The 22,194-nt window shown below is 73.0% G+C and carries 19 protein-coding genes and 1 pseudogene; 10 read left to right on the top strand and 10 right to left on the bottom strand.

Features of this window, described 5'->3' with window-relative positions:
- The 5 genes and pseudogenes from MXD62_RS35160 to MXD62_RS35140 all read right to left on the bottom strand — a co-directional run.
- Window positions 1-372: pseudogene (locus tag MXD62_RS35160) on the bottom strand (hypothetical protein); the annotation flags it as partial.
- 9 nt (window positions 373-381) lie between these two features.
- Entirely contained in the window at window positions 382-1,137 is a 756-nt protein-coding gene (locus MXD62_RS35155; protein ID WP_248833650.1) for an ABC transporter ATP-binding protein, read from the bottom strand.
- On the bottom strand, window positions 1,134-1,916 hold the full coding sequence (gene cbiQ / locus MXD62_RS35150) for a cobalt ECF transporter T component CbiQ (RefSeq protein WP_248833649.1): 783 nt from the start codon (window positions 1,914-1,916) through the stop codon (window positions 1,134-1,136). Before cbiQ ends, MXD62_RS35155 begins: the two co-directional genes overlap by 4 nt.
- 26 nt (window positions 1,917-1,942) lie before the next feature.
- Complete coding sequence (locus MXD62_RS35145; protein WP_071065351.1) at window positions 1,943-2,374, bottom strand: PDGLE domain-containing protein; 432 nt, start codon at window positions 2,372-2,374, stop codon at window positions 1,943-1,945.
- Entirely contained in the window at window positions 2,371-3,159 is a 789-nt protein-coding gene (locus tag MXD62_RS35140; protein WP_248833648.1) for an energy-coupling factor ABC transporter permease, read from the bottom strand. Before MXD62_RS35140 ends, MXD62_RS35145 begins: the two co-directional genes overlap by 4 nt.
- Window positions 3,160-3,470: 311 nt before the next feature.
- Here MXD62_RS35140 and MXD62_RS35135 point away from each other — a divergent pair, with 311 nt between their 5' ends.
- Window positions 3,471-4,364, top strand: a complete 894-nt coding sequence (locus MXD62_RS35135; protein ID WP_248833647.1) for a glycosyltransferase — start codon at window positions 3,471-3,473, stop codon at window positions 4,362-4,364.
- On the opposite strand, the gene MXD62_RS35130 is transcribed toward MXD62_RS35135, so the two are convergent.
- Window positions 4,339-5,106, bottom strand: coding sequence for a class I SAM-dependent methyltransferase (locus tag MXD62_RS35130; RefSeq protein WP_248833646.1), 768 nt, complete (start codon window positions 5,104-5,106; stop codon window positions 4,339-4,341). The genes MXD62_RS35135 and MXD62_RS35130 overlap by 26 nt on opposite strands.
- 238 nt (window positions 5,107-5,344) lie before the next feature.
- Between MXD62_RS35130 and MXD62_RS35125 the strand changes: the two genes are divergently transcribed.
- Window positions 5,345-6,547 (top strand): glycosyltransferase family 4 protein, encoded by a 1,203-nt coding sequence (locus MXD62_RS35125; protein ID WP_248833645.1) that lies wholly within the window; start codon window positions 5,345-5,347, stop codon window positions 6,545-6,547.
- Window positions 6,548-6,592: 45 nt separating this feature from the next.
- Here the strand turns inward: MXD62_RS35125 and MXD62_RS35120 are convergent, their stop codons facing one another.
- The 4 genes from MXD62_RS35120 to MXD62_RS35105 form a co-directional block, all read right to left on the bottom strand.
- On the bottom strand, window positions 6,593-7,525 hold the full coding sequence (locus MXD62_RS35120; protein WP_248833644.1) for a bifunctional 2-polyprenyl-6-hydroxyphenol methylase/3-demethylubiquinol 3-O-methyltransferase UbiG: 933 nt from the start codon (window positions 7,523-7,525) through the stop codon (window positions 6,593-6,595).
- A gap of 136 nt (window positions 7,526-7,661) precedes the next feature.
- On the bottom strand, window positions 7,662-8,840 hold the full coding sequence (locus MXD62_RS35115) for an RNA polymerase sigma factor (RefSeq protein ID WP_006538863.1): 1,179 nt from the start codon (window positions 8,838-8,840) through the stop codon (window positions 7,662-7,664).
- Between the two features lie 40 nt (window positions 8,841-8,880).
- Window positions 8,881-10,755 (bottom strand): DNA primase, encoded by a 1,875-nt coding sequence (dnaG, locus tag MXD62_RS35110; RefSeq protein WP_248833643.1) that lies wholly within the window; start codon window positions 10,753-10,755, stop codon window positions 8,881-8,883.
- 513 nt (window positions 10,756-11,268) lie between these two features.
- Window positions 11,269-12,570, bottom strand: coding sequence for a deoxyguanosinetriphosphate triphosphohydrolase (locus MXD62_RS35105; RefSeq protein WP_248833642.1), 1,302 nt, complete (start codon window positions 12,568-12,570; stop codon window positions 11,269-11,271).
- Window positions 12,571-12,641: 71 nt separating this feature from the next.
- Between MXD62_RS35105 and MXD62_RS35100 the strand changes: the two genes are divergently transcribed.
- The 8 genes from MXD62_RS35100 to MXD62_RS35065 all read left to right on the top strand — a co-directional run bounded on the left by MXD62_RS35100 (window position 12,642) and on the right by MXD62_RS35065 (window position 22,117).
- Window positions 12,642-12,797, top strand: coding sequence for a hypothetical protein (locus MXD62_RS35100; protein ID WP_020459728.1), 156 nt, complete (start codon window positions 12,642-12,644; stop codon window positions 12,795-12,797).
- A gap of 40 nt (window positions 12,798-12,837) precedes the next feature.
- Window positions 12,838-13,377: a PH domain-containing protein gene (locus MXD62_RS35095; RefSeq protein WP_020459727.1), complete on the top strand. Its 540-nt coding sequence runs from the start codon at window positions 12,838-12,840 to the stop codon at window positions 13,375-13,377.
- A gap of 295 nt (window positions 13,378-13,672) precedes the next feature.
- Window positions 13,673-16,486: a non-ribosomal peptide synthetase gene (locus MXD62_RS35090; protein WP_248833641.1), complete on the top strand. Its 2,814-nt coding sequence runs from the start codon at window positions 13,673-13,675 to the stop codon at window positions 16,484-16,486.
- Between the two features lie 40 nt (window positions 16,487-16,526).
- Window positions 16,527-17,015 (top strand): BlaI/MecI/CopY family transcriptional regulator, encoded by a 489-nt coding sequence (locus MXD62_RS35085; protein ID WP_248833640.1) that lies wholly within the window; start codon window positions 16,527-16,529, stop codon window positions 17,013-17,015.
- Entirely contained in the window at window positions 17,008-18,021 is a 1,014-nt protein-coding gene (locus MXD62_RS35080) for a M56 family metallopeptidase (protein WP_248833639.1), read from the top strand. Before MXD62_RS35085 ends, MXD62_RS35080 begins: the two co-directional genes overlap by 8 nt.
- 309 nt (window positions 18,022-18,330) lie before the next feature.
- Window positions 18,331-19,338: an iron ABC transporter substrate-binding protein gene (locus MXD62_RS35075; RefSeq protein WP_368862499.1), complete on the top strand. Its 1,008-nt coding sequence runs from the start codon at window positions 18,331-18,333 to the stop codon at window positions 19,336-19,338.
- A 23-nt stretch (window positions 19,339-19,361) separates the two neighbouring features.
- A complete protein-coding gene (locus MXD62_RS35070; RefSeq protein ID WP_368862498.1) occupies window positions 19,362-20,915 on the top strand; it encodes an ABC transporter permease in 1,554 nt (517 codons plus the stop codon).
- A gap of 32 nt (window positions 20,916-20,947) precedes the next feature.
- Window positions 20,948-22,117: an ABC transporter ATP-binding protein gene (locus MXD62_RS35065; RefSeq protein ID WP_251082820.1), complete on the top strand. Its 1,170-nt coding sequence runs from the start codon at window positions 20,948-20,950 to the stop codon at window positions 22,115-22,117.
- Window positions 22,118-22,194: the final 77 nt, after the last annotated feature.

Here is a 22,194-nt window from a genome sequence, read left to right as displayed (position 1 = left end):
CCCCGCGGCCCCGGCGGGGGGGGGGGGGGGGGGGGCGCCGCCCCCCCCGGCCTGGTCCGGCCGTCGTCCGCGGCGTGCCCTGGCGGGCAGCCGGCCGCCGGGGTCGTGGTGCGGGTCCACAGCCTGCCGGGCCCGCGGCACGACCGATGGGCCAGCGGGCCGCCGCGTCGGCCGGGCGTCCGCCGGCCGGTCCACGGCGACGTCGGTCGGCAGGTCTGTCGGCGGGTCGACCGGCGGCGGAACCGTCGGCGGGTCAGCGGGCGGCAGTTCGGTCGGTGGGTCCGGCAGCGGTAGGAGCGTGAGCGGATCAGGCGCCGGCAGGACGACTCCCTTGCCCTCTTCGTGTCCCGCGGCCGTCGACCCACCACCCATGCCATCACTCTAAGGCATCAGACCATTACTCTTTGCAATTGAGTAGCGAGGGTCGAAGCCGAACGGCAGCTCCAGCCGATGGGCGGCCAGCAGTGCCTCGTCGGCGAGCAGGTCCACCGTCGCGCCATCGACGGCGATCACCCCCCCGTCGAGGATCACCGACCGGGGGCACAGCTGCAGCGCGTAGGGAAGATCGTGGGTGACCATGAGGAGGGTGAGATCGAGGCCGGTGAGGACCTCGGCGAGCTCCCGCCGGCCGGCCGGGTCGAGGTTGGCCGACGGCTCGTCCAGGACGAGCACGTCGGGTCGCATGGCGAGCACCGTCGCCACCGCCGCGCGGCGCCGTTCCCCCAGGCTGAGATGGTGGGGAGCCCGGTCCGCGAACTCGTCGAGGCCGACGGCGGCAAGCGCCTCGCGGACCCGCTCGGCGAGGTCCGCCCCGCGCACGCCGAGGTTCGCCGGGCCGAAGGCGACGTCCTGCCCGACGGTGGGCATGAAGAGCTGGTCGTCGGGATCCTGGAACACCAGGCCCACCCGGCGGCGGACGTCCCGCATGTTCGGGGCCGTGACGGGGACGCCGTCGACCCGGACCGAGCCGGCCCCGGGGGTCAGGATGCCGTTGAGATGGAGCATCAGCGTCGTCTTGCCCGCACCGTTCGGTCCCAGGACGGCGACCCGCTCGCCGCGCGCGATCGCGAGGTCGACCCCGAAGAGCACCTGGCGGCCGTCCGGGTAGGCGAAGGCCAGCCCCTCGACCTCGATCATGCCGGCGCGCCCAGGTCGAGGCGCCGGCCCAGTACGGCGATGGCCGCACCGAGGATGACCAGGCACAGCGCCGCGCCCCACTGCGCCCGCCGCGGCGCCGGGCCGGGCAGCGCACCGGGCAGCGCGCCGGTGTAGCCACGGGCCAGCATCGCCAGGTGCACCCGCTCGCCCCGCTCGTAGGAGCGGATGAACAGGGTGCCCAGTGACGCCGCCAACGCCCGGGTGGCGAGCAGCGACCGGGGCTCGTGCGCGCGTGAGCGGCGCGCGATGCTCATCCGGCCCATCTGGTCGATGACGATGCCGGCATACCGGATCATGAAGGAGGCCACGGCGACGATCACCGGAGGCATCCGCAGCCGCTCCAGACCGACGAGCAGCTCCCGCGCCGGGGTGGTCGCGGCGAGCACGATGACCGTCATCAGCCCCAGGGTAGCCCGCGCGACCAGCCCGAACGCCTGTTCCAGGCCGGGCCTGGAGAGTGCCACGCCGAGCACCTCCGTCCGCTCCCCCGGCACGACGAACGGCAGGGCAACCGCGAACGCGACGAAGGGCAGCTCGACCGCGAGCCTGCGCAGGACGAGTCCGGGCGGAAGGCGGGCGAGCGCGCACAGCCCGCCGACAACGGCCAGATGTGCCCCGAACGCCCAGCCCGCGGTGATGGGCGTGAGCACGACGCACACGACGTACCCGAACGTGGCCACGATCTTGCACTGGGCGGGCAGGCGGTGCAGAACACTCCCGCCCGGATGGTAGGGATCAAGGACATGGGCGCCACCCATGACGTGACCGTTCCCGGCCGGCGAGGTCAGGCGGCGGGTGCCGCGCCGGCACCCGCCGCATCCGTCCCCACGCCGCCGGGACCACCAGGACCCGGATCATCCGGCCCGCGGTCACCGGTCGGAGCCGACGCGCGGCCAGGCCCGCGGGACCGCAGCCGGACCGCCCCGAAGACGAGCAGGCCACCGACGACGAAGGCGATCGACACTCCGATGACGCCCGCGACGCCGCCGGCGAGGCGCTCGTTGCCGATGCCGGAGACGGCGTAGTCGGCGAGCGGCCAGTTCGCGAAGGCGTGGTCGTCGGCCTGGCCGAGGAAACCCTTCTCCTCGGCGACCTTCTCCAGGCCGTCGGGGTGCGAGCTCGCGTAGCCGGACACGAATCCGGCGAGCACGAACGCCACGAACAGCCCCGCGACAACGAAACGCGTGTTGCCGCGACGTGCCCCGCCGGCGGTCATGCCTCGCTCCCCGAAGCCGCCCGGCGGCCGGTCACCGATGTCGCGGTGGGCTCGAGGCCGCCGGCGGCGGCACCGGTGCCGCCGCCGTGGCCGGTGGGCACGGCCGCGGCCGGCGGGCGGATCTCCAGCCGCCGGGCATCGAGGAGATCCCGAGCGCCGTACACGAGGTCGGGCCGGGTGCTCATGACCAGGCTCACCGTCGCCGCCGTGATGACAGCCTCCCCTATTCCGATCAACACGTGCACTCCCAGCATCGCGCCGACGACGCCGCCGAGCGGCAGGTCCACCGTCCCACCGAGGGCGAACTCGATCACGAACGCCCCGGCGGCCAGCGGCACGGTGATCAGCGCGGCCACGGCCGAGGCGGCGGCGACCGACGGCGCGCGGGCCGGCAGGAGCCGCAGAACCAGCGCGAACAGGGCGTACCCGCCGAGCGCGCCGACCAGGGCCATGTTCGTGATGTTGAGGCCGAGCGCTGTCAGCCCGCCGTCCGCGAACAGCGACTGGACCCCGAGCACCACGGCGATGGCGATCACCCCCAGCCAGGGCCCGACCAGTACCGCCGCCAGCACACCGCCGAGCAGGTGGCCGCTGGTGCCCATGGCCACCGGGAAGTTGAGCATCTGGGCCGCGAAGACGAAGGCGGCGCACAGCCCGGCGAGCGGGACCACCTGGTCCGAGGCCTCATCGCCCGCGCGTTTCACCGCGTACCCGACGCCCGCGACGGCGACCGCCCCGAACGCGGCCGACGTCGGTGCGTCCACGAATCCGTCCGGGATATGCATGATCTCTCCTCGACCGCGGTGCCCGAACCAGGCGGCGACGCCCGACCGGCCCTCGGTCGCTAAGGATACGCAGCTGCGAATAGTTTGCAGTACCAAACGCCTGACTCCGCCAAGTCCGGGTGGCCAGCTGGCGCGCCACGCGCCCACACCATCACCCGTCACCCAGCACTTTCAGTAATCTCTTCGCTACTCTTAGCCCGAAGGTGTGGGGCTGCCGCCCGGGCGCCACCGGAGTCGGCACCCCGCGCCCGGGCCAGCACGCACCACGGCCCATCCACGCCAGCCCGCGCAGGTCCGCACGAGGTGAGTCCATGAAGACCATCGCGGTGATAGTCCACTGGGGAGCACCCGATCCGACGACCGGGCTCGCGACCCGACTGGACGCCTCCACCCAGATCGACCAGGTCGTCGTCGTCGCGAACGACCAGTCCCCGCGGCCGGCCCAGCTCCCGCCGGGGGTCAGCTGGCTCCTCCCCCCACGCGATCTCGGGGTCGGGGGCGGCTTCCGGCACGCGGCGGACGCCTTCCCCGCCGCGTCGGCCTACCTGCTGGTCACCAACGACGTGACGATCGCCGAGGACACCATCGCGACCTGCCTCGACCTGCTGACCGGCACCAACATCGGCGTCGTCGCGCCGACCCTCGTCGTGGCCGACGGCGTGCGGGCGGCCGCGGCCCGGCTCACCAGGTTCCTCGTCGCGTCAAAGGTGCTGGGACGGGCCCCGGCCAGCCGCCCGAGCGAGGCCGACTGGGTCTCCGGCGCGGCGATGTTCATCAAGGCCGAGTGCCACCAGCGGGTCCCGATGGACGGCCGCTTCTTCCTCGGCTTCGAGGACATCGACTTCTGTCACCGGGCCCGCAGCGCCGGCTGGAGCGTGGTGGTCAGCCCCGCGCGCGCCTGGCGTGCCAGTGGTGGCCTCACCTCGCCGGCCCACCACGACTACTACTGCTACTACGAGGTGCGGAACCGGCTGTGGTTCACCCGCGTCCGCCGCTGGCACGGGCGCGCAGCTCTCGTGACGGCGTGGACGATTCTGGTGACGCTGCCCCGTGCCGCCGTCCTCGGCCTGTTCCGCGGCGGCGCGGCGCGCGCGGGCTCGACCCTCGTCCTGCACGGGCTGGTGGACGGGCTCGGTGCGCTCCCGCCGAGCGGTGATCCCAGCCCGGACGAGCCACGTGTCACCCGCTGGACGGCCCCGGGCTGACCCGGCCGGGCGGGGCGGTCGGCACCGGCCGGGCCGACTCCTCGGTGTGCCGCCGGCTCCGCTGCTCGACGACAGGTACCGGCCCGCCCGTCGGGACGGTGAGGAACACCGCCTGCCAGGCGAAGAGGTTCGGCCGGTTCGCCAGGGCCCAGCGGTCGGCGCGCGCGACCAGCTCTCGCGGGAGCAGCCGCCGGCCGCGCCACCAGGGCAGGCCGCCACTGGCGTCGGAGGCGACGATGGCCAGGCCGTTCGTCTCCAGCAGCCGGCGGGCGGTCTCGACGGTGAAGAACCGGACGTGGGTGGAGTCCATCACGCCGGTCTCGGTGTACTCGAACCGGCCGAGGAGATGCAGGGCCCGCTGCCGGAAGTGCGCGACGTTCGGCAGGGCGATCGCGATGCGCCCCCCGGGCGCGAGGACCCGGCGCGCCTCCGCGATCAGCGCGGCGGGATCGACCAGGTGCTCCAGGATGTGCGACAGCAGGACCAGGTCGAACGACCCGTCGGCCGCGAACGGCAGCCCGGCGGACAGGTCGGCGAGCTCGGTGGCCACGCACTCCGCGGTGGCCGCCACCAGCTCCGCCGGATCGAGCGTCACCCCGGTGACCTGCCAGCCCTGCTGCCGCAGCAGTCGCGCGTTGTCACCGGCGCCACAGCCACAGTCGAGGACCCGGCCGGGTGGGATGTCGAGCAGGTCGAGCAGGGCCCGATTCCCCGGATTGCGGTATTGGAGGTCCATGGGCATCGACGGCTCCCTGTGGTTCACGCTCGAAAATGCGCCAGTCAACTACACCAAGAGATTGTCTCGACACAAACGGTAGCAGTAGTAGTCGGTGACATCGCGCAAGGCGCCGCCCGCCACGCGGAGCCACACCGGGCCGGGCGTAACGCGATAACTACCAGGAGACTCACTAGTATCACTCTCCGTGTCACACTTTCGCAGATCACCCCGTCCGCCGGCCCAGTGCGCGGGCGGCCCGCGAGTGCTCCTGCTCAGCCCGTCACCGGGCCGCCAGGACCCGGACGCGGCGCGCGACCTCGCGGTGATCGCGGCGCGGCTGCGCGCCGGCGGTGCCGAGCTCCTGCGGATCGAGCCATCCGAGACACCCGCCCTCACCGGCGCCCAGCCCACCACCGGCGGCGGCGCCGACCAGCCCGTCACCGGCACCGCCCGGCCCACCGGCGCCAGGCTCACCGCCTTCGGCCGCTCGCTGTGGCACACCGCCCTCGGCACGAGGGCACTCGGCGTGCTTGACTGCGTCGTCGTCGGGCAGGCCGATCTCATCCCGGTGGGCATGCTGGCGGCACACCTCACCGGCGCACGGCGGGTCCCCGTCCTGTTCCACGGCACGGACATGTGGACGATGCGACCCCACCTGCGCTGGCTGCTTCGCCGCGACCCCCTGCTCTACCCGGTGACGACGAGCTCGTTCGGCGCCGGCGCGCTCTGCGCGGTCAGCGTGGGGGCGGTCCTCGCCCCGGGCCTCGAGCAGCGGTGGCGGGACACGCTGCTCGCCGAGGCCGGCCGGCGGCGCCCGCTGCCGCCGGTGCCCACCGTGCTCAGCGTGTTCCGCCTGGACGAATGGGAGGCCAAGGGCCTGCCCGCCCTCGTCGAGGCCGTGGCCGAGGCCCGCCGCGTTCTGGGCGCGGTGCGCCTGGTGGTCGCCGGGCCGGGGCCCGCGCCCGGCGCCCTGCACGCGCTCGTCGCCGCCAGCGAGCACACCGAGCTGCATGAGAACCCCGGCGACGAGGCGCTGGCACGGCTCTACGCGACGGCGGACCTGTTCGCCCTGTGCACCCGGACCAGGACGTCACCGCCGGTGAGCGGCGAGGCGTACGGCCTCGCCCTGCTCGAGGCCCAGCTCGCCGGGTGCGCGGTGATCGGCCCGGCGCGGGGCGGCGCCCGCGACGCCTACCGCAACGGCGACACCGGGTGGACGCCGTCCGACGAGTCCCCGCAGGCGCTCGCGCGCGTCCTGCTGGATCTGCTGGCCGATCGGGCCCGGCTGACCCGCGCCGGCCGCCAGGCCGCGGAGTGGGCGAGTGCCTGCACCGACCCGCGGGCCCACACCCGCGCCGTGTTCAACACCCTGCTGGGCTGCGAGCCCGTCGTGCCGGCCCCCGCCGAGGACGTGCTTGCGGCGAGCCAGCCGCCCCGGACGACCGGAACCCCGGCCGTGCGGTAGCGGAACGCGGACACCGCAAGCCGCCCGGGCTGCCAATCCGGGGTGTCAGGCGCTCGCCGCGCGTTCCTCGCAGGCCTGCTCCAGGCCGGCACCCTGATGGCCGGCCGGCGCGCCGAGCGGGCGCCGCGCCACCAGGAGCCGCCGGACCACGCCGTCGCCGTCCAGGCGCCCAGTGCCTTCCAGGGTCTCGGCGCCCTCGGGGTTCTCGACCTGGGGCACCGCGGCCGTGATGATCTCTACGTGGGTGAAACCTGCCCACTCGACCAGCCGCGCCGCCCGCGCCCTGGTCCGGACGGTGCGGTGCGGCCCGGAGCGGCGCCGCGTGCCCGGGCCCGGCCGTGCCGGTGTGCCACCGCGCACCCGCGAGTCACCCTCGCCGCGCGCGCCCGGCCCGGCGGCGAGCCCGTCGTCCGGCTCGTCGACCGCCACCTGCATGAGCAGGTGACCCCCGGGCCGCAGGACGGCCCGCACCGAGGTCAGCATGGCCGACAGGTCATGGTCGTCGAGCTGCTCGGCGAGTGCGAGGCACACGGCGACGTCCACCCGGCGGCCGGACTCGAAGAACTGCCGGGGCGTCCGGTAGTCGATGTTGAGTGCCGGGTTGAGCACCCGTGCGCAGGCGAGAGCGCCCCGAGAGATATCGATCGCCGACACCGACCACACCCGCCCGGCCACCGCCCGGGCCAGGTATCCGGGGCCGCAGCCGACGTCGAGCAGGTCCTGCTCGGGCGCCAGGTAGGGAGCGAGCACGTCGCGGACGAAGACCTCGCGGGAGCGGCGGCTACGCCACGCGCTGTCGTCCCGCCCGTCGGGGCCGCTCGGGCCCGGCCCGAGCAGCCACAGCGCCATGCCCGGCCGCCGGGCCTGCGGTGTCGCGGCGAGCAGCGCCCGAGCGCAGATCGCCCCGAGGCCGTTGCGCGCGCCAGCGGATCCGGACGGTACGACGCGCGCCCGGTGTTCCAACGCCGGAACCGGCACCGAACCGTCAGGGAGTCCGGGAGCCGCAGATCCTTCCGGACTGCCTGACCGCTGCGTCACAATGCCCGACCCTGACAGGACGGACACACTTAGTCAACGAACCGCTACAGCGAGTCCAACTACTCGCCGAGTACGACTACTCCAGGTAGTCGCGCAGCTTCTGGGACCGGGACGGGTGCCGCAGCTTCGACAGCGTCTTCGACTCGATCTGCCGGATGCGCTCCCGGGTGACCCCGAACTCGCGGCCGACCTCCTCCAGCGTGCGCGGATGGCCGTCGGTGAGGCCGAAGCGCAGCTGAATCACCTTCTTCTCGCGGTCGGACAGCGTGTGCAGCACGGAGTCGAGCTGCTCCTGCAGGAGGATGAAGCTGGCGGCGTCCACCGGGACGACCGCGTCGCAGTCCTCGATGAAGTCGCCGAGGTGGGAGTCCTCCTCCTCACCGATCGGCGTCTCCAGGGAGACCGGCTCCTGCGACACCTTGAGGATCTCCCGCACCTTGTCGGGCGTGAGGTCCATCTCCTTGGCGATCTCCTCCGGGCTCGGCTCCCGGCCGAGATCCTGCAGGAGCTGGCGCTGGATGCGGATCAGCTTGTTGATCGTCTCGACCATGTGCACCGGGATGCGGATCGTCCGGGCCTGGTCCGCGATGGCGCGGGTGATGGCCTGCCGGATCCACCAGGTGGCGTAGGTGGAGAACTTGTAGCCCTTGGTGTAGTCGAACTTCTCGACCGCGCGGATGAGGCCGAGGTTGCCTTCCTGAATGAGGTCCAGGAAGAGCATCCCGCGCCCCACGTAGCGCTTGGCGATCGAGACGACGAGCCGCAGGTTCGCCTCGACGAGCTTCCGCTTGGCGATCTGACCGTCCCGCTCGATGGCCTCGAGATCCCGCCGCATCTGCGGGGAGGTCTTCTTCGTCGCCACCGCGAGCTTCTCGGAGGCGAACAGGCCCGCCTCGATCCGCTTGGCGAGGTCGACCTCCTCCTCCGCGGTGAGCAGCGGTACCTTGCCGATCTCCTTGAGGTACATCCGCACCGGGTCGGAGGTCGGCGCCTTGAGCGCGAGCTCCTCCTCCTCGCGGCGGCGACGGGCCAGCAGATCCGCCTCGTCGGCGTTCTCCCCCCCGGCCTCGAGGACCTCGATGCCCTCGTCGTTGAGCACCTGCAGGACGGTCTCGGCCTGCTCGGGGGGCAGCTCGGCCGCCTGAATCGCGACCGTGACGTCCTCGGTGGTGAGGAAACCGATCTCCTTGCCACGGGTGATGAGGTCCTTGACCTCGTCCACCTGGGCCTCGCGGGGTAGGACGGTAGGACTCATGGGCGGAATCTCGTCACTTCCTTCTCGGGATCGACCCAGGTTACGCGGCACCTACGCCCCGCTCCCGGAGTTGGAGCTTGTGCTGTTCCAAAGCAATCAGCTCACCGAACGCACGGTTGAAGGCATCGGTGTCGGATGCCGGGTTCAGTCGCTGCACCCGCGACTTGAGTTCCCGAATCCGACGGGTCACATGCAGCTCCTGCACACGCGACATCTGATCGTCGACGTAGCGGTCGTCCACATCGTGGTCGCACAGCACCCCCTCGACAGCGAGCGCGAGGACGAACCGCCGGAGCTCCTCCTCCGGCGTCGCATCCACCACCGCCGCAACCCAGCCGGACGGGTCACCGGCCGCGTACAGACCCGCGCACACCCCACCCGCCACGGCGATCGCCTCCCGGACGGCACGGTGCGCGGGAACAGTGAACAGCTCCGTGGACAGCGTGTCGAACATCGGCCCGGCCAGCCCCGGATGTTGCAGGGCGAGTTTGAGGGTCTCCCGTTCGACGATGGCGGTCGCATCGTCCGGCGCCGGGTCCAGCCGTCGGCGCGCGCCGACGCCCTCGGCCGCCCCGGGCTGCGACCGGTGCTGCCCCACCCGCTCGACCACGAACCGCTCGTCGAGGAAGCCGAGCCAGCGGTCGAGGTTCACCGCGTACCGGTGCCGCATGCCGGCGTCCTTGAGCCGGTTCACCAGCGGGGCTGCCGCGTCCAGCGCGGCGAGGCGGCCCTCGGTGGTGTTGAGGTCGTAGCGGTCGATCACGCCGCGGATGGCGAACTCGAACAGCGGCTGGCGGCTGGCCACCAGGTCGCGCACGGCCGCGTCACCGTGCTGCGTCCACAGGTCGCAGGGGTCGAGGCCGTCCGGCTGCACCGCGACGAAGGTCTGGGTGACGAAGCGGTCCTCGTACTCGAAGGCCCGCAGGGCGGCGGCCTGGCCCGCCTTGTCCCCGTCGAAGGTGAAGATGACCTCGCCGGTGCGGGCGTCGGAGTCCATCAGCAGCCGGCGGACGATCGCGACGTGGTCGGCGCCGAAGGAGGTTCCGCAGCTCGCGACCGCCGTCGGCACCCCGGCCAGGTGGCACGCCATGACGTCGGTGTAGCCCTCGACGACGACAACCTGGTAGCGGCGCGCGATCTCGCGGCGGGCCAGGTCGGCGCCGTAGAGGAGCTTCGCCTTCTTGAACAGTGGCGTCTCGGCGGTGTTCAGGTACTTGGGACCGGCATCGGGGCCCTCTGCGAGGCGCCGGCCACCGAAACCGACGACCTCGCCGCCGAGGTCACGGATCGGCCACAGCAGGCGGTGGTGGAACCGGTCGATGAGGCCGCCGCGGCCGCCCCGCTTCGCCAGCCCGCCCAGCTCCAGCTCCTCGGCGGTGAACCGGCGGGCGAGCAGGTGCCTGGTCAGTGCATCCCAGGACGACGGCGCGTAGCCGAGACCGAACTGTTCCGCTGCCGCCCGGTCGAAGCCGCGCGAGGCCAGGAACTCCCAGCCGGCCCGGGCGTCCGGGGAGGAGTGGAGCTGTTCGACGTAGAACTCGGCGGCCAGCCGGTGGGCGTCCAGCAGCCGCTGGCGCTGGCTCGTCACCGCGCGGCTGGTGGTGCCCCCGCCCTCGTAGGTCAGCGTTATGCCGGCCCGCCGGGCGAGCCGCTCGACGGCCTCCGGGAAGGTCAACCCGTCGATCTTGCGGATGAAGGCGTAGACGTCCCCGCCCTCGTTGCAGCCAAAGCAGTGGAAGAACCCGACCGAGGGCCGCACGTTGAACGACGGTGACTTCTCGTCGTGGAACGGGCACAGGCCGACCAGGCTGCCACCGCCGACCGGACGGAGCTGCACGTGGTCACCGATGACGTCCGCGATGGGTGAGCGCTCCCGTACGAGAGCGATGTCAGCGTCGCGGATGCGTCCGGCCACCGATACCCTCCCTGCTCACGTCCGGCGGACCCACCAGCGGCGGGCTCCGAGGTCACTGGTCCGAGTCACTGATCCGAGTCACTGGATAGACGGCGCGCCCTGGTCGGGGGTTGCGCGTCGCGGGTTATTTGTGTCCGGTCACCTGATACGACGCTGCCGGTGGTATGGCCGACCGCCGGGGCTACTATGCCGCCGGCCGGACGGTGCCACCGATGACGCCGATGTCAACGGTCCTTTAGCGTGATGGTACTTGTCATCCGGCCGACAGTGCCGATCTTGCCGGCAGGAACTCCGTAGGCGACCGATCGACGACCCCACGGACCGCGACGGCGACGTCACCGAACGCGCACGCCCGACCACATCGAGTGGCGCGCTCCGGCCGAACCATGATGCGCCCCGAACCACAACGGACGCGCCCGACGGACCACCCGGATCACTCCAGCATCGCGCCACGGTCACATCCCATCCCAAACGCTGTCGGCAGCGATCACAGCGTACGTCGTTTTTCGCTGGTCACAGCGCCCTCGGCAGCGGGCGGCCCGTCAGTGCCGCGTGCCGGCGCCCGGCGCTGGCGTCGGTGAGCCGGGCGACCTGGTCGATGACCACCCGCAGCCGGGCCGCGTCGTCGGCCGCGTGCCGGTAGGAGTCGGCCAGCGGCGCGTCCAGCGACGCCGGGGCGCTGGCCGCGAGCAGGTCGACCAGCTCGGTGATCAGCTCGCGCTGCCGGGCCCGCCGCTCGGCGGCGCCGGGCCGGCCCATCACGTACCACGCGGTGACGCCCTTGAGTGCCGCGCACTCGGCGAGCGTCTCCACCGGCACGACCAGGTCGGCCCGGTAGCGGCGCAGCGGCTCATCTCCGTGCCGCTCGCGGGTGGCCCGCACCGCGGCCATCGAGAACCGGGCGACGAGCTCGCTGGTCATCGCGCGCAGCGCGGCCAGGCCGGCGACGGACCTGACCTCCTCCCGGATCCACCACGGCTGGGCGCGCAGCCGGTCGAGCCCGGCCGCCGCGGCGGGCGCGTCGACGTCCGGGTACCAGGCCGCCGTCCGGGCGGCCAGCTCGGCACGCAGCTCGGGGTCACGCAGCGCGGCGAGGTCGATGTGCCCGGCGACGACGCCGTCCTCCAGGTCGTGCACGGAGTAGGCCACGTCGTCCGCCCAGTCCATGAGCTGGGCCTCGAAGCTGCGCCGCGCGCCGGGGGCGTCGCGGCGCACCCAGGAGAGGATGCCGGCGTCGTCGGCGTAGGCCCCGAACTTCGGCGTGCCGGCGCGGCGCAGCCACGGGTACTTCACGGCGGCGTCCAGAGTCGCCCGGGTCAGGTTCAGCCCCGCGCCGCCGCCGGCCGCGCCACCGCCGGTCCCCCCGGCGGGCGCGACGATCTTCACCTCGAGCCGGGTCAGCTCGCGCAGACTCTGGGCGTTGCCCTCGAACCCGCCACAGGTGTGCGCCGCCTGGTCGAGCGCCGCCTCTCCGTTGTGACCGAACGGGGGATGCCCGATGTCGTGGGCGAGGCAGGCGGCGTCCACCAGGTCGGGATCGGCGCCCAGCGAGCGGGCCAGACCGCGCCCGATCTGCGCCGTCTCGAGCGAGTGGGTCAGCCGGGTGCGCGGGAAGTCGTCGTCGAGCGGGCCCACGACCTGGGTTTTTCCGGCAAGTCGCCGCAAGGCGCTCGAATGGAGCACCCGGGCACGATCCCGCTCGAACGGGGTGCGTTCGCCCGGTGTAGCCTTGTCCTGCTCTGTGACCCGTCGTGCCAGGTCGGCAGGGTCATACCACTCACTGACCACATAGCCGAGCGTATCGGCGCGATTCACGTACCTACGTCGATCGCAACGGCGATACTTTGGGCGCACCCCGTTCCCCCAACTCGGCCCGGAGGCCCGCCGTGGACAAGATCGTCAAGTACGGTGCGATCGCATTCCTTATCTTCTTCGTCGTCACCGCACCGGACAGCGCCGCGAGCATCATCGACCGGGTGTTCGGCTGGCTCGAGGACATCGGGAACGGAGTGTCGGAGTTCGTGACAGACACAGCCCTGTGATGCGGTCCCGGCGAGGCCTGATGTCTGCGACACTTCGTCCGTGGTGAGACTCCAGCTTCCCGACCCTGCGCTGCGGGACACCAAGTACCTGGCCTCCCAGGAACGCCTGGTGATGATGGTCCGGCTGCACTGGGCCATCATGCTGCCAGTCCTTCTGCAGACACTGGGTGCCGTCATGCTCGCGCTCGTCGTGAACATCCTCTTCGCGGCGCAGGGCATCGACACCGGGCCGATCACCACCGTGCTGTGGTACTTCGCCCTGTTCATGATCCTCCGGATGCTCTGGAAGATCGCGGACTGGCACTTCGACCACCTGATGATCACCGACAAGCGGTTGCTGAAGGTGTCCGGCATAGTCTTCCGGAAGGTTCAGACGATGCCGCTGTCGAAGATCACGGATCTCACCTACAACCGGGACCCGCTCGGGCGGCTCCTCGGCTACGGCGAGTTCGTGGTCGAGTCCGCGGGGCAGGACCAGGCCCTCTCGAAGATCAATTTTTTGCCGCGGCCGGACCGCCTCTACCTCACCCTGGTCGACATGACCTTCGGTGGCGGTCCGTCCCCGGCCGGCGACGACTGATCCCCTCGACTCACCCCCGAGGGGACGTCCCGCCCTCACCACGCGGCTGCCCATACCCGCCGGCGTCTCCCGTCACACTGCCGCCTCGCCGACATCGCGCCGTTCACCCTGCCTGCCGAACGAAGGACCCGGTTCTGGCGTTCCAGGGAAAGGTGAGCTTAAGCTAAGCGCCTTCCACCTGGGTGGATGACGTGGGCATGTACGGGGACTGGCCCTGACACGGGCCCATCTCCAGTCCGCCGTCATCCACCCGGTGTCGTCGTCTGCGTTGTGCGAGGGTCGGGGCCTGCCAGAGATGCGTGCCAGCGTTGGCGTCCCGTTCGCGCGCGGACTACGCGTCTTCGGTGACCGGCTCGCCACCGTCGGCGCCGACGGATCAACGCTCACCTACCACCAGCTCGCGGACCGGGTGGACCAGGCCGTCACGAGGTTGGGCCCGACGCGGCGGCTGGTGATGATCCGGGGAGCCGCCGAGCTGTCTGACGACCCCGAGCCGCTCGTGGTCTACCTAGCCGCGCTCGCCGCCGGGCATCCCGTGCTGCTCGTCGGCCCCGACGACGAGCAGGCTCGGGAACTCACCGCGGTGTACCGCCCGGACGTCGTCCTGGCGCGCGCGCCGGAGGGCTGGCGGATGCGCGAGCACCACACCGAGCCGACCCGGGACCTGCACCCCGACCTTGCCCTGCTGCTGTCGACCTCGGGCTCGACCGGATCCGCGAAACTCGTCCGGCTCTCGGCCGACGGCGTCCAGGCGAACGCCGAGGCGATCGCGTCGTACCTGGATATCCGGGACAGCGACCGCGCACCGGTCCAGCTGCCGATCCACTACTGCTACGGCCTTTCGGTCGTGAACAGCAACCTCGCGCGCGGCGCCGGGCTGCTGCTCCCCGAGGGCTCGGTCACCGCCGAGCGGTTCTGGACGATGTTCCGCGAGTGGGGCGCGACCAGCCTGCACGGGGTGCCGTACACGTTCGACCTGCTGCGGCGGATCGGCTTCGAGGACATGGATCTGCCGCTCCTGCGGTATGTCACCCAGGCCGGCGGCGCCCTGGCGCCACAGCGGATCCGTGAACTCGCACGGCTCGGCCGGTGCCGCGGCTGGCGGTTCTTCGCGATGTACGGCCAGACCGAGGCGACCGCGAGGATGGCGTACCTGCCGCCGGACCTCGCCATGACCCGCCCGGAGTCGATCGGACGACCGATCCCCGGCGGATCGTTCGAGATCGTCCCCGACCCCGACCAGCCCTCGCAGGGCGAGCTGGTCTACCGGGGACCGAACGTGATGATGGGATACGCCGAGAACGCGGTGGACCTCGCGGCGGGCCGCACGGTGGAGGCTCTGACGACCGGTGACATCGCGCGCCGCGCACCGGACGGGCTGTACGAGATCGTCGGACGGGCCTCGCGCTTCGTCAAGCTGTTCGGTCTGCGCATAGACCTCGACCGCACCGAGCGCATCCTCGCCGAGCGCGGCCTGAGCGCGGCGTGCGTCGGAACGGACGAACAGCTGACCGTGTTGGTGACGGCACCCGGGACCGATCAGGCGGCCGCCGTCCTGGCCACCCGGCTGCGCCTGCCACCGGCCCATGTCCGGGTGCTGGCCGTCGAGGCGCTCCCCCGCCGGCCCAACGGCAAGATCGACTATCCGGCCGTCCGCGCATGGGCCGACGCGCACCCCTCCGGGGCCGAGACGTCCGGCGCGCACCCGTCCGGCCCGCCTGCAGCCCTGTCTCCCGCGGCGACGTCGGTCGTTCGCACGCGGTTCGCCCGGATCCTGGGCCACGCCGACGTAGCGGATGACGCCACCTTCGTCGGGCTCGGCGGCGACTCTCTGACCTATGTGCGGATGTCGTTGGAGATCGAGCGCGTGCTCGGTCATCTCCCGACCGCCTGGCCCACGATGCCCGTGGCCGAACTCGAACGCCTCGCCGCCCAGCGCGACGGGTACACGCGACGACCCGGACGGCGGCACGCACGCGGCCGGGACGGCGGCGGCACCGTCCCGGCCCGCACGACCGGAACCGGGACCGGTCTCATCCGGACCGTCGAGGTAAACGTCGTGCTGCGGGCGGTGGCCGTGGTGCTCATCGTCGCCAACCATGTCGGGCTGTTCCATCTGCTCGGCGGAGCGCATCTCCTCCTCGTCATCGCCGGGTGGAGTTTCGCGCGGTTCTGCCTGACGCCCGGCGGTCCCGGCGGCACCGGCGGCACCGGGCGGGGGGCGGCGACGAGCCGCCGGATCCTGCGCGCCGCCGGGCGCATCGCGGTCCCGTCCATGCTCTGGCTGGCCTGGCGGGCGGCCAGGGCCCCGGACGTGGGCCTGTCCAACGTGGCACTGATCGACAACTACCTGCGCCGCGGGGTGCCCGGGTACTGGTTCGTCGAGGTCCTCGTCCAGGTGCTGGTCGTACTGGCCGCGCTGTTCGCGATCCCCGCGGTTCGACGCTGGGAACAACGGAACGGATTCGTCTTCGCCCTCGTGCTGCTGGGGCTCGCGCTGCTGGTCAACATCCCGACGGACAACGTCGGGACCTTCCCCAGCGCGTTCTACGTCACGCATGGCGCGGCGTGGTTCTTCATGCTCGGCTGGCTCGCCTGCCGGGCGGCGGGCACCGGCGGGCGGCTCGCGGTGCTGGGGATCGCGGCCGCGACGGTACCGGGCTATTTCGGCAACCCGACACGGGAGACGGTGGTGCTGGTGGGCCTGGCCGCGCTCGTGTTCGTCCCACGGGTGCCGCTTCCCGGGGCTGTCGTCGCGCTCGCCGGGGGGATCGCGGGCTCGTCCCTGTACACCTATCTCACGCACTACGCGGTGTACGAGATCGCGCTTCCCTCGCTGGGGCCGCTGCCGGTGCTCCTGCTCTGCCTGGCGATCGGCGCGGGCACGGCGGCCGCGGCCGAACGGGCGCGACTGAGCCGACCGCGCGCGGAGCACCTCGCGGCCGTGCTCCGGCGGGGCGCGGTCCGGGTGGGCGAGCGGACGGCGCGGGGCGGGCGGTGGGCTGTGGCCCCGCCGTTGCGGACCGCCCCGGTCGGGTCGCTGGCGGGGCCCATCCTGCTCGGGCAGCCACTGACCCACGCGTTCGGCCGCCTGAACCGACCCGGCTGAGACCGCCCAGACCGTGCCGACCCACTCGTAGGGTGGGCATATGAGCCCCGACGAGGCGACGCCGTCCGGCGAGCGGCGCGGCCCCGACGGTGCCTCGACCGAGAACGCCGAGAACGGCGGGCCCGCCGGCGCGGACGCCGAGCGGGTCGACCCGACAGGTCGGTCCGCGACGGGCCGCCGGGCACGGGGCTCCCTCGAAACGGAGATCGTCGACATCCTGGCCCAGTCCGGCGGCGCGCTGTCGCCCGCCCAGGTACGCGCGCGGCTTCCCGGGTCGGTCCCGCTCTCCTACAGCACCGTTGTCACGATCCTGACCAGGTTGCACGCCAAAGACCTGGTCACACGACACCGCGACGGCCGTGCGTACCGCTACGCCGCGGACGACCCGGCCGCCGCCGCCGCCCGGCGGATGACACGGCTGCTGGACGACCAGGCCGATCACCGGGTGGCCCTGGCTCACTTCCTCGCCGCCCTCTCCCCCGGCGACGAGGCGTTGCTGCGATCCCTGATCACCGAGTCCGATGAGTGATCATCTCCTCGGGTCGGTGCTCGTCGCCCCCCTGCTGACAATGCTGGTCATCCGTGCGCTGGTGGATCGGCTGTGGCCGCGGACGGCGGTCGTCGCCTGCACCGTCGCGGCGGTGCTGGTCGCCGCGGCCAGCATGATCAGCCTCGCGGCGCTCGCGGCTCCGGCCGCGGTCGAGCTCTGGGGCCTGGTGGTCGGCACCGGGCCGGTGACCGGCGCCTGGCGGACCGCCGTCACTCCCCGGTGGCTGTCCTGGGCGTCACTCGCCGCGTTCTGCGCGCAGGTCGGCGCGGTCGGGGCGACGGTACGCCGGCAACGGCTCGGGCTTCGGTCGGCGCACGCGCAGGCCGCGGCGTTGCCCGGTGCCGCCGAGGTCGTCGTGGTGCCCGACGACCGGGTGGACGCGTTCGCCCTACCCGGATCACCGGGTCGGATCGTCGTGACCAGCGGCATGATGTCGGTGCTCACCGCCGAGCAACGAGAGATCGTCATCGCGCACGAGCGCGCCCACCTGGCAGCCCGGCATCACCGTTTCAGCTTCGCCGCGCGGCTCGCCGCCGCCGCGCATCCGGGCCTGCGCGCGGTCGCGCCGACGCTCGAGTACGCCGTCGAACGCTGGGCGGACGAGGACGCCGCCCAGGTGACCCGGGACCGCCGCGTCGTGGCCCGCGCGATCAGCACAGCCGCGTTGCTGACGACCTCACCCCACGCCGTGTGCGGCACGACCACCCTGCACATCGGCAGTTTCCGTCGCGATCTCGGCCGCCTCCGAGGCGTCGGCGGCCGGTACGGGGCACCGGTCAGCGCCCGACGACGACGGCTGCCGTCCGGGTCCGGCCCGGTCCCGCGCCGCGTGGCCGCGCTGCTGGTGCCGCCGCCCGGGAACCGGCTCAACCGGATTGCGCTGTCCGCGCTCCCGGCGGCGCTCGCCGCCGCGTCCTGCGGTCTGGCGATCGAGGCGCTGGTCGACCTTCCCCTCCCGTTCGCCTTCACGAACAGGGACTGCTGACCCTCCCCCACCCCGGGCCGCGGCCGGTTGCCGGCCGTGAACGCGCTGGTCAGCGGGGCCCAGGCGAGCCTTTGCATGGCATATGTGAACCGCGCCACAGTAATCAGGTTTAAGGTAAGGCTCCGCTAAGTTCTACAAACATCGTAGAAGTTGCGCCGGGCCCGGTCGCGCTGCCAGCACGTCTCACAGAGAGGGACTTCTGCCGTGCCTGATGTCCGCGCGAGCACCCCCGACGACGCGCCGCACGCCCACCGGCACCCGCGGCGACGCGCCCGCCACGCACGCCGCAGAGCGCAATCCGGGTTCACACTGGCGGCGCTCGTCACCGCCCTCACCGTCCTCACCGCCTGCGGCGACGACGGCGGCTCCGCGGCCGAGGACTCCCTCACCCTGTACAGCGGCCGGAACGAGGATCTGATCGCGCCGCTGCTCGAGCGGTTCACCGCCGACACCGGCATCGACGTCGAGGCCCGGTACGGCAACACCGCGCAGATGGCGGCCCAGCTCCTGGAGGAGGGCGACCGGTCACCAGCCGACGTCTTCCTCGCCCAGGATGCCGGCGCGCTCGGCGCGGTGGCCAAGGAGGGCCTGTTCACGCGGCTGCCCGCGGCAAGCCTGGACGCGGTGCCGGCGGGCTTCCGATCCGCGGACGGCGAATGGGTGGGGGTGACCGCGCGATCCCGGGTCCTCGTCTACAACGCGGACGCGGTGGCCGAGACGGAGCTGCCGGCGTCGGTGTTCGAGCTCACCGAGCCCCGGTGGAGCGGGCGGGTCGGCGTGGTGCCGACCAACGCCTCGTTCCAGGCTTTCGTCACCGCGATGACCGTTGTGCACGGCGAGGAGCGCACCCGCGAGTTCCTCGCCGGGCTCGCGGACAACGAGCCGCAGATCCGCGACAGCAACCTCGCGGTTCTCGAGGAGGTCGACGCCGGCACGCTCGACGTCGGCCTGATCAACCACTACTATGTGGGCGAGCTGGCGGCCGAGCGCGGCGTCGCGCCGGACAGGCTCGACGCCCGGCTGCACTTCTTCCCCGGCGGTGACATCGGCGCGCTGGTCAACGTGGCCGGGGTCGGGGTCCTCACCGCCGCCGCCGATGACCCCGAGGCGCAGGCGTTCGTCGACTACCTGCTCGGCCCGGACGCCCAGACGTACTTCGCCGAGCAGACCTTCGAGTACCCCGTGGTCGACGGGGTGGCCGGCCCGGCCGGGCTGCCCGCGCTGGCCGAGCTGACCACGCCGGACGTCGACCTCAACGACCTCGATGGTCTCGAGGGCACGATCGCCCTCATCCAGGCGTCGGGGTTGACACCCTGAGCGCCGTGTCGCGGGCCCTTCCGCTGTCCCGGTTGTCGCCGCCCCGTCGTCCGCTGCTGTCGCTGGCGGCCCTCGGTGCCGCGGCGGTCACCGCCATACCGCTGGGCTACCTGCTGGTCCGGGCGTTCACGCCGGGCTGGGCGGGGTGGGCCGAGACGGTGCTGACCACACGCGTCGCGGAGCTGACCACACGCAGCCTGGCACTGGCCGCGGTGGTCACCGCCGCCTGCGTGGTACTCGGGGTCGGCTCGGGCTTCGCCGTCACGCGCACGGACCTCCCCGCCAGGCGGGCGTTCGCCGTCCTGGCGGCGCTCCCGCTCGCGGTGCCGACCTACATCGCCGCCTTCACCTGGGTGTCGACGTTCCGGGGGATGGAGGGTTTCTGGCCGGCGGCGCTCGTGCTGACACTCTGCTGTTACCCGTATGTGTTCCTGCCGGTGACCGCGGCGCTGGTCGGGGCGGACCCTGCGCAGGAGGAGGTGTCGGCGTCGCTCGGACGTGGACCGCTGCGCACCGGTGTCGCGGTGACGCTCGGGCAGATCCGCCCGGCGATCGGCGCCGGCGCGCTGCTGGTGGCCCTGTATGTGCTCTCCGACTTCGGGGCCGTGTCCATCCTGCGGACCGACACGTTCACCCGCGCGGTGTTCGTGACGTTCGACCTCGGCTTCGACCGGACCGGCGCCGTGCTGCTCTCCACGGCCCTCGTCCTGCTGACCGTGGTCGTCCTGTCGGCGGAGAGCGTGACGCGCACGAGGCACGCCCGCTACACCCGGCTCGGGTCGGGGGCCCGGCGGCCGCACCCGCGGCTGCGCCTGGGACGGGCTCGGCTCCCGGTCGCCGCAGCGATGGCCGGGCTCTGCGCGCTCTCGCTGGGTCTGCCGGCGGTGAATCTCGCCCGGCGCCTGGCGGCCGGCGTGTCGGAGCCCGGCACGCTCGGTGAGGTCGCCCGCGCGACGGGGGCGACGCTGTGGCTGGCCGGCACGGGCGCCGCGCTGACCACCGTTCTCGCGCTGCCGGTCGGTCTCCTCGCGGTCCGCTCACCCGGGCGGCTGGCGGCCCTGCTCGAACGGCTGACCTACCTCTCGCACGCGCTGCCCGGCGTCGTGATCGGCCTCTCCCTGGTCTTCTTCGGAATCAACGTCGCCTACCCGCTGTACCAGAGCACGTGGCTGCTCGCCCTCGGCTATGCGGCCCTGTTCATGCCGCTCGCCGTCGCGGGGATCGCCGCGGCGGCCGCGCAGGCCCCGGCGGTCCTCGAGGAGGTCGCCTCCTCGCTGGGCAGACGCCCGCTCGGCGTCCTACGGACGGTGACGCTGCCCCTGATGATCCCCGGAGTGGCGTCGGGCGCCGCCCTGGTGTTCATCGCCTGCGTCAAGGAGCTGCCGGCGACGCTGCTCCTGCGGCCCACCGGCATGGACACCCTGGCCACCGAGCTGTGGACGCAGACAAGCGTCGCCGCGTACGCGGCGGCGACTCCGTACGCGGCGTTGCTGCTGGTGGTCTCCGCCGGTCCGGCCTGGCTGCTCGCCCGCCGCACCGGAGTGCTGGCGGTGTCCGGCGCGCAGGTGTCCCGGTGAGCCGCGCGGGGACGGGCGGGGACCCGCCTGCGCTGCTGGTGCGGGGCGCGGTGCGCAGCTTCGGATCGGTCCGCGCACTCGACGGCCTCGATCTCGTCGTGCCGGCGGGCTCGCTGCTCGCGGTGCTCGGCCCGTCCGGCTGCGGGAAGACGACGCTGCTGAGGGCCGTCGCCGGCTTCGAACGCCTCGACGCGGGCGAGATCAGCGTGCGGGGCCGGACCGTCGCCGGACCCGGCGTCCACGAGCCGCCACACCACCGGCGCGCCGCCGTCGTGCCCCAGGAGGGAGCCCTGTTCCCGCACCGCGACGTGGCGCGGAACGTGGGATACGGCCTGGACCACGCCACCCGCCGGTCCGGACGGGTCGCCGAGGTGCTGGCGCTGGTGGGGCTCGAGGGCTACGGCCGCCGCATGCCGCACCAGCTCTCCGGCGGGCAGCAGCAGCGGGTCGCGATCGCCCGCGCCCTCGCCCCCCGGCCGGCTCTGATCCTGCTGGACGAACCGTTCACGGCGTTGGACGCGGGTCTGCGGGCGACGCTGCGCCGCGAGGTCCGGGAGGCGCTGCTCGCCGACGGCACCACCGCCATCCTGGTGACCCACGATCAGGACGAGGCGCTCAGCATGGCCGACCTGGTGGCGGTGCAGCAGGCGGGGCGAATCGTCCAGGTCGACGCGCCGCACCGGGTCTACTCGATGCCGGCCGACCCGTGGGTGGCGGGCTTCGTGGGCGAGGCCGTGCTGGTCCGGGGCTGGCTCGGCGACGGCGAGGTCCGCACACCCCTGGGCACGGTGCCCGTCACCGGGACGGACGCCGACATCACCGCCCCCGGTCCTGGGCCGGTGCCGGTGACAGTGCTCGTCCGGCCCGAGCAGATCGAACTCGTGCCCGCGGACGCTCACCGCCGGAAGACACCGTCCGGCACGGGCTGCGGGCAGGAGTCGGGTCGCCTCGCCCGCGTCGTCGCGCGGGACTACCACGGCCACGAGGTGCTGGTCACCCTCGCCGTGCGGGACGAGGACGCCGCCCTCGCGGCCAACGCGGCCAGCATCCCCGGCCCGGGGGCAGGCAGCGGCACCGTCAGCGGCACGGAGCTGCGTGCCCGGGCCCGGGTGGCCGGCGACCGGCCCGCCCTCGAGATCGGAGACCAGGTGATCGCCCGGCTCCGGAACGCCGCGAAGGTCTGGTACGACCCCTCGCGGTGACGATCCGCGGCCGCCCGGCCAGGGGGACGGGGGGGCGCGGGTGCCCCGCGGGGGCCGGGCGGGCACCCCCCAGGGGG

Origin of the sequence: Frankia sp. Mgl5 (assembly GCF_023242985.1) — a bacterium.
In the GTDB taxonomy this organism is placed as follows: domain Bacteria; phylum Actinomycetota; class Actinomycetes; order Frankiales; family Frankiaceae; genus Parafrankia; species Parafrankia soli.
The sequence above is the reverse complement of the archived record's forward strand: the minus strand, read 5'-3'. Positions and strand labels throughout refer to the sequence as shown.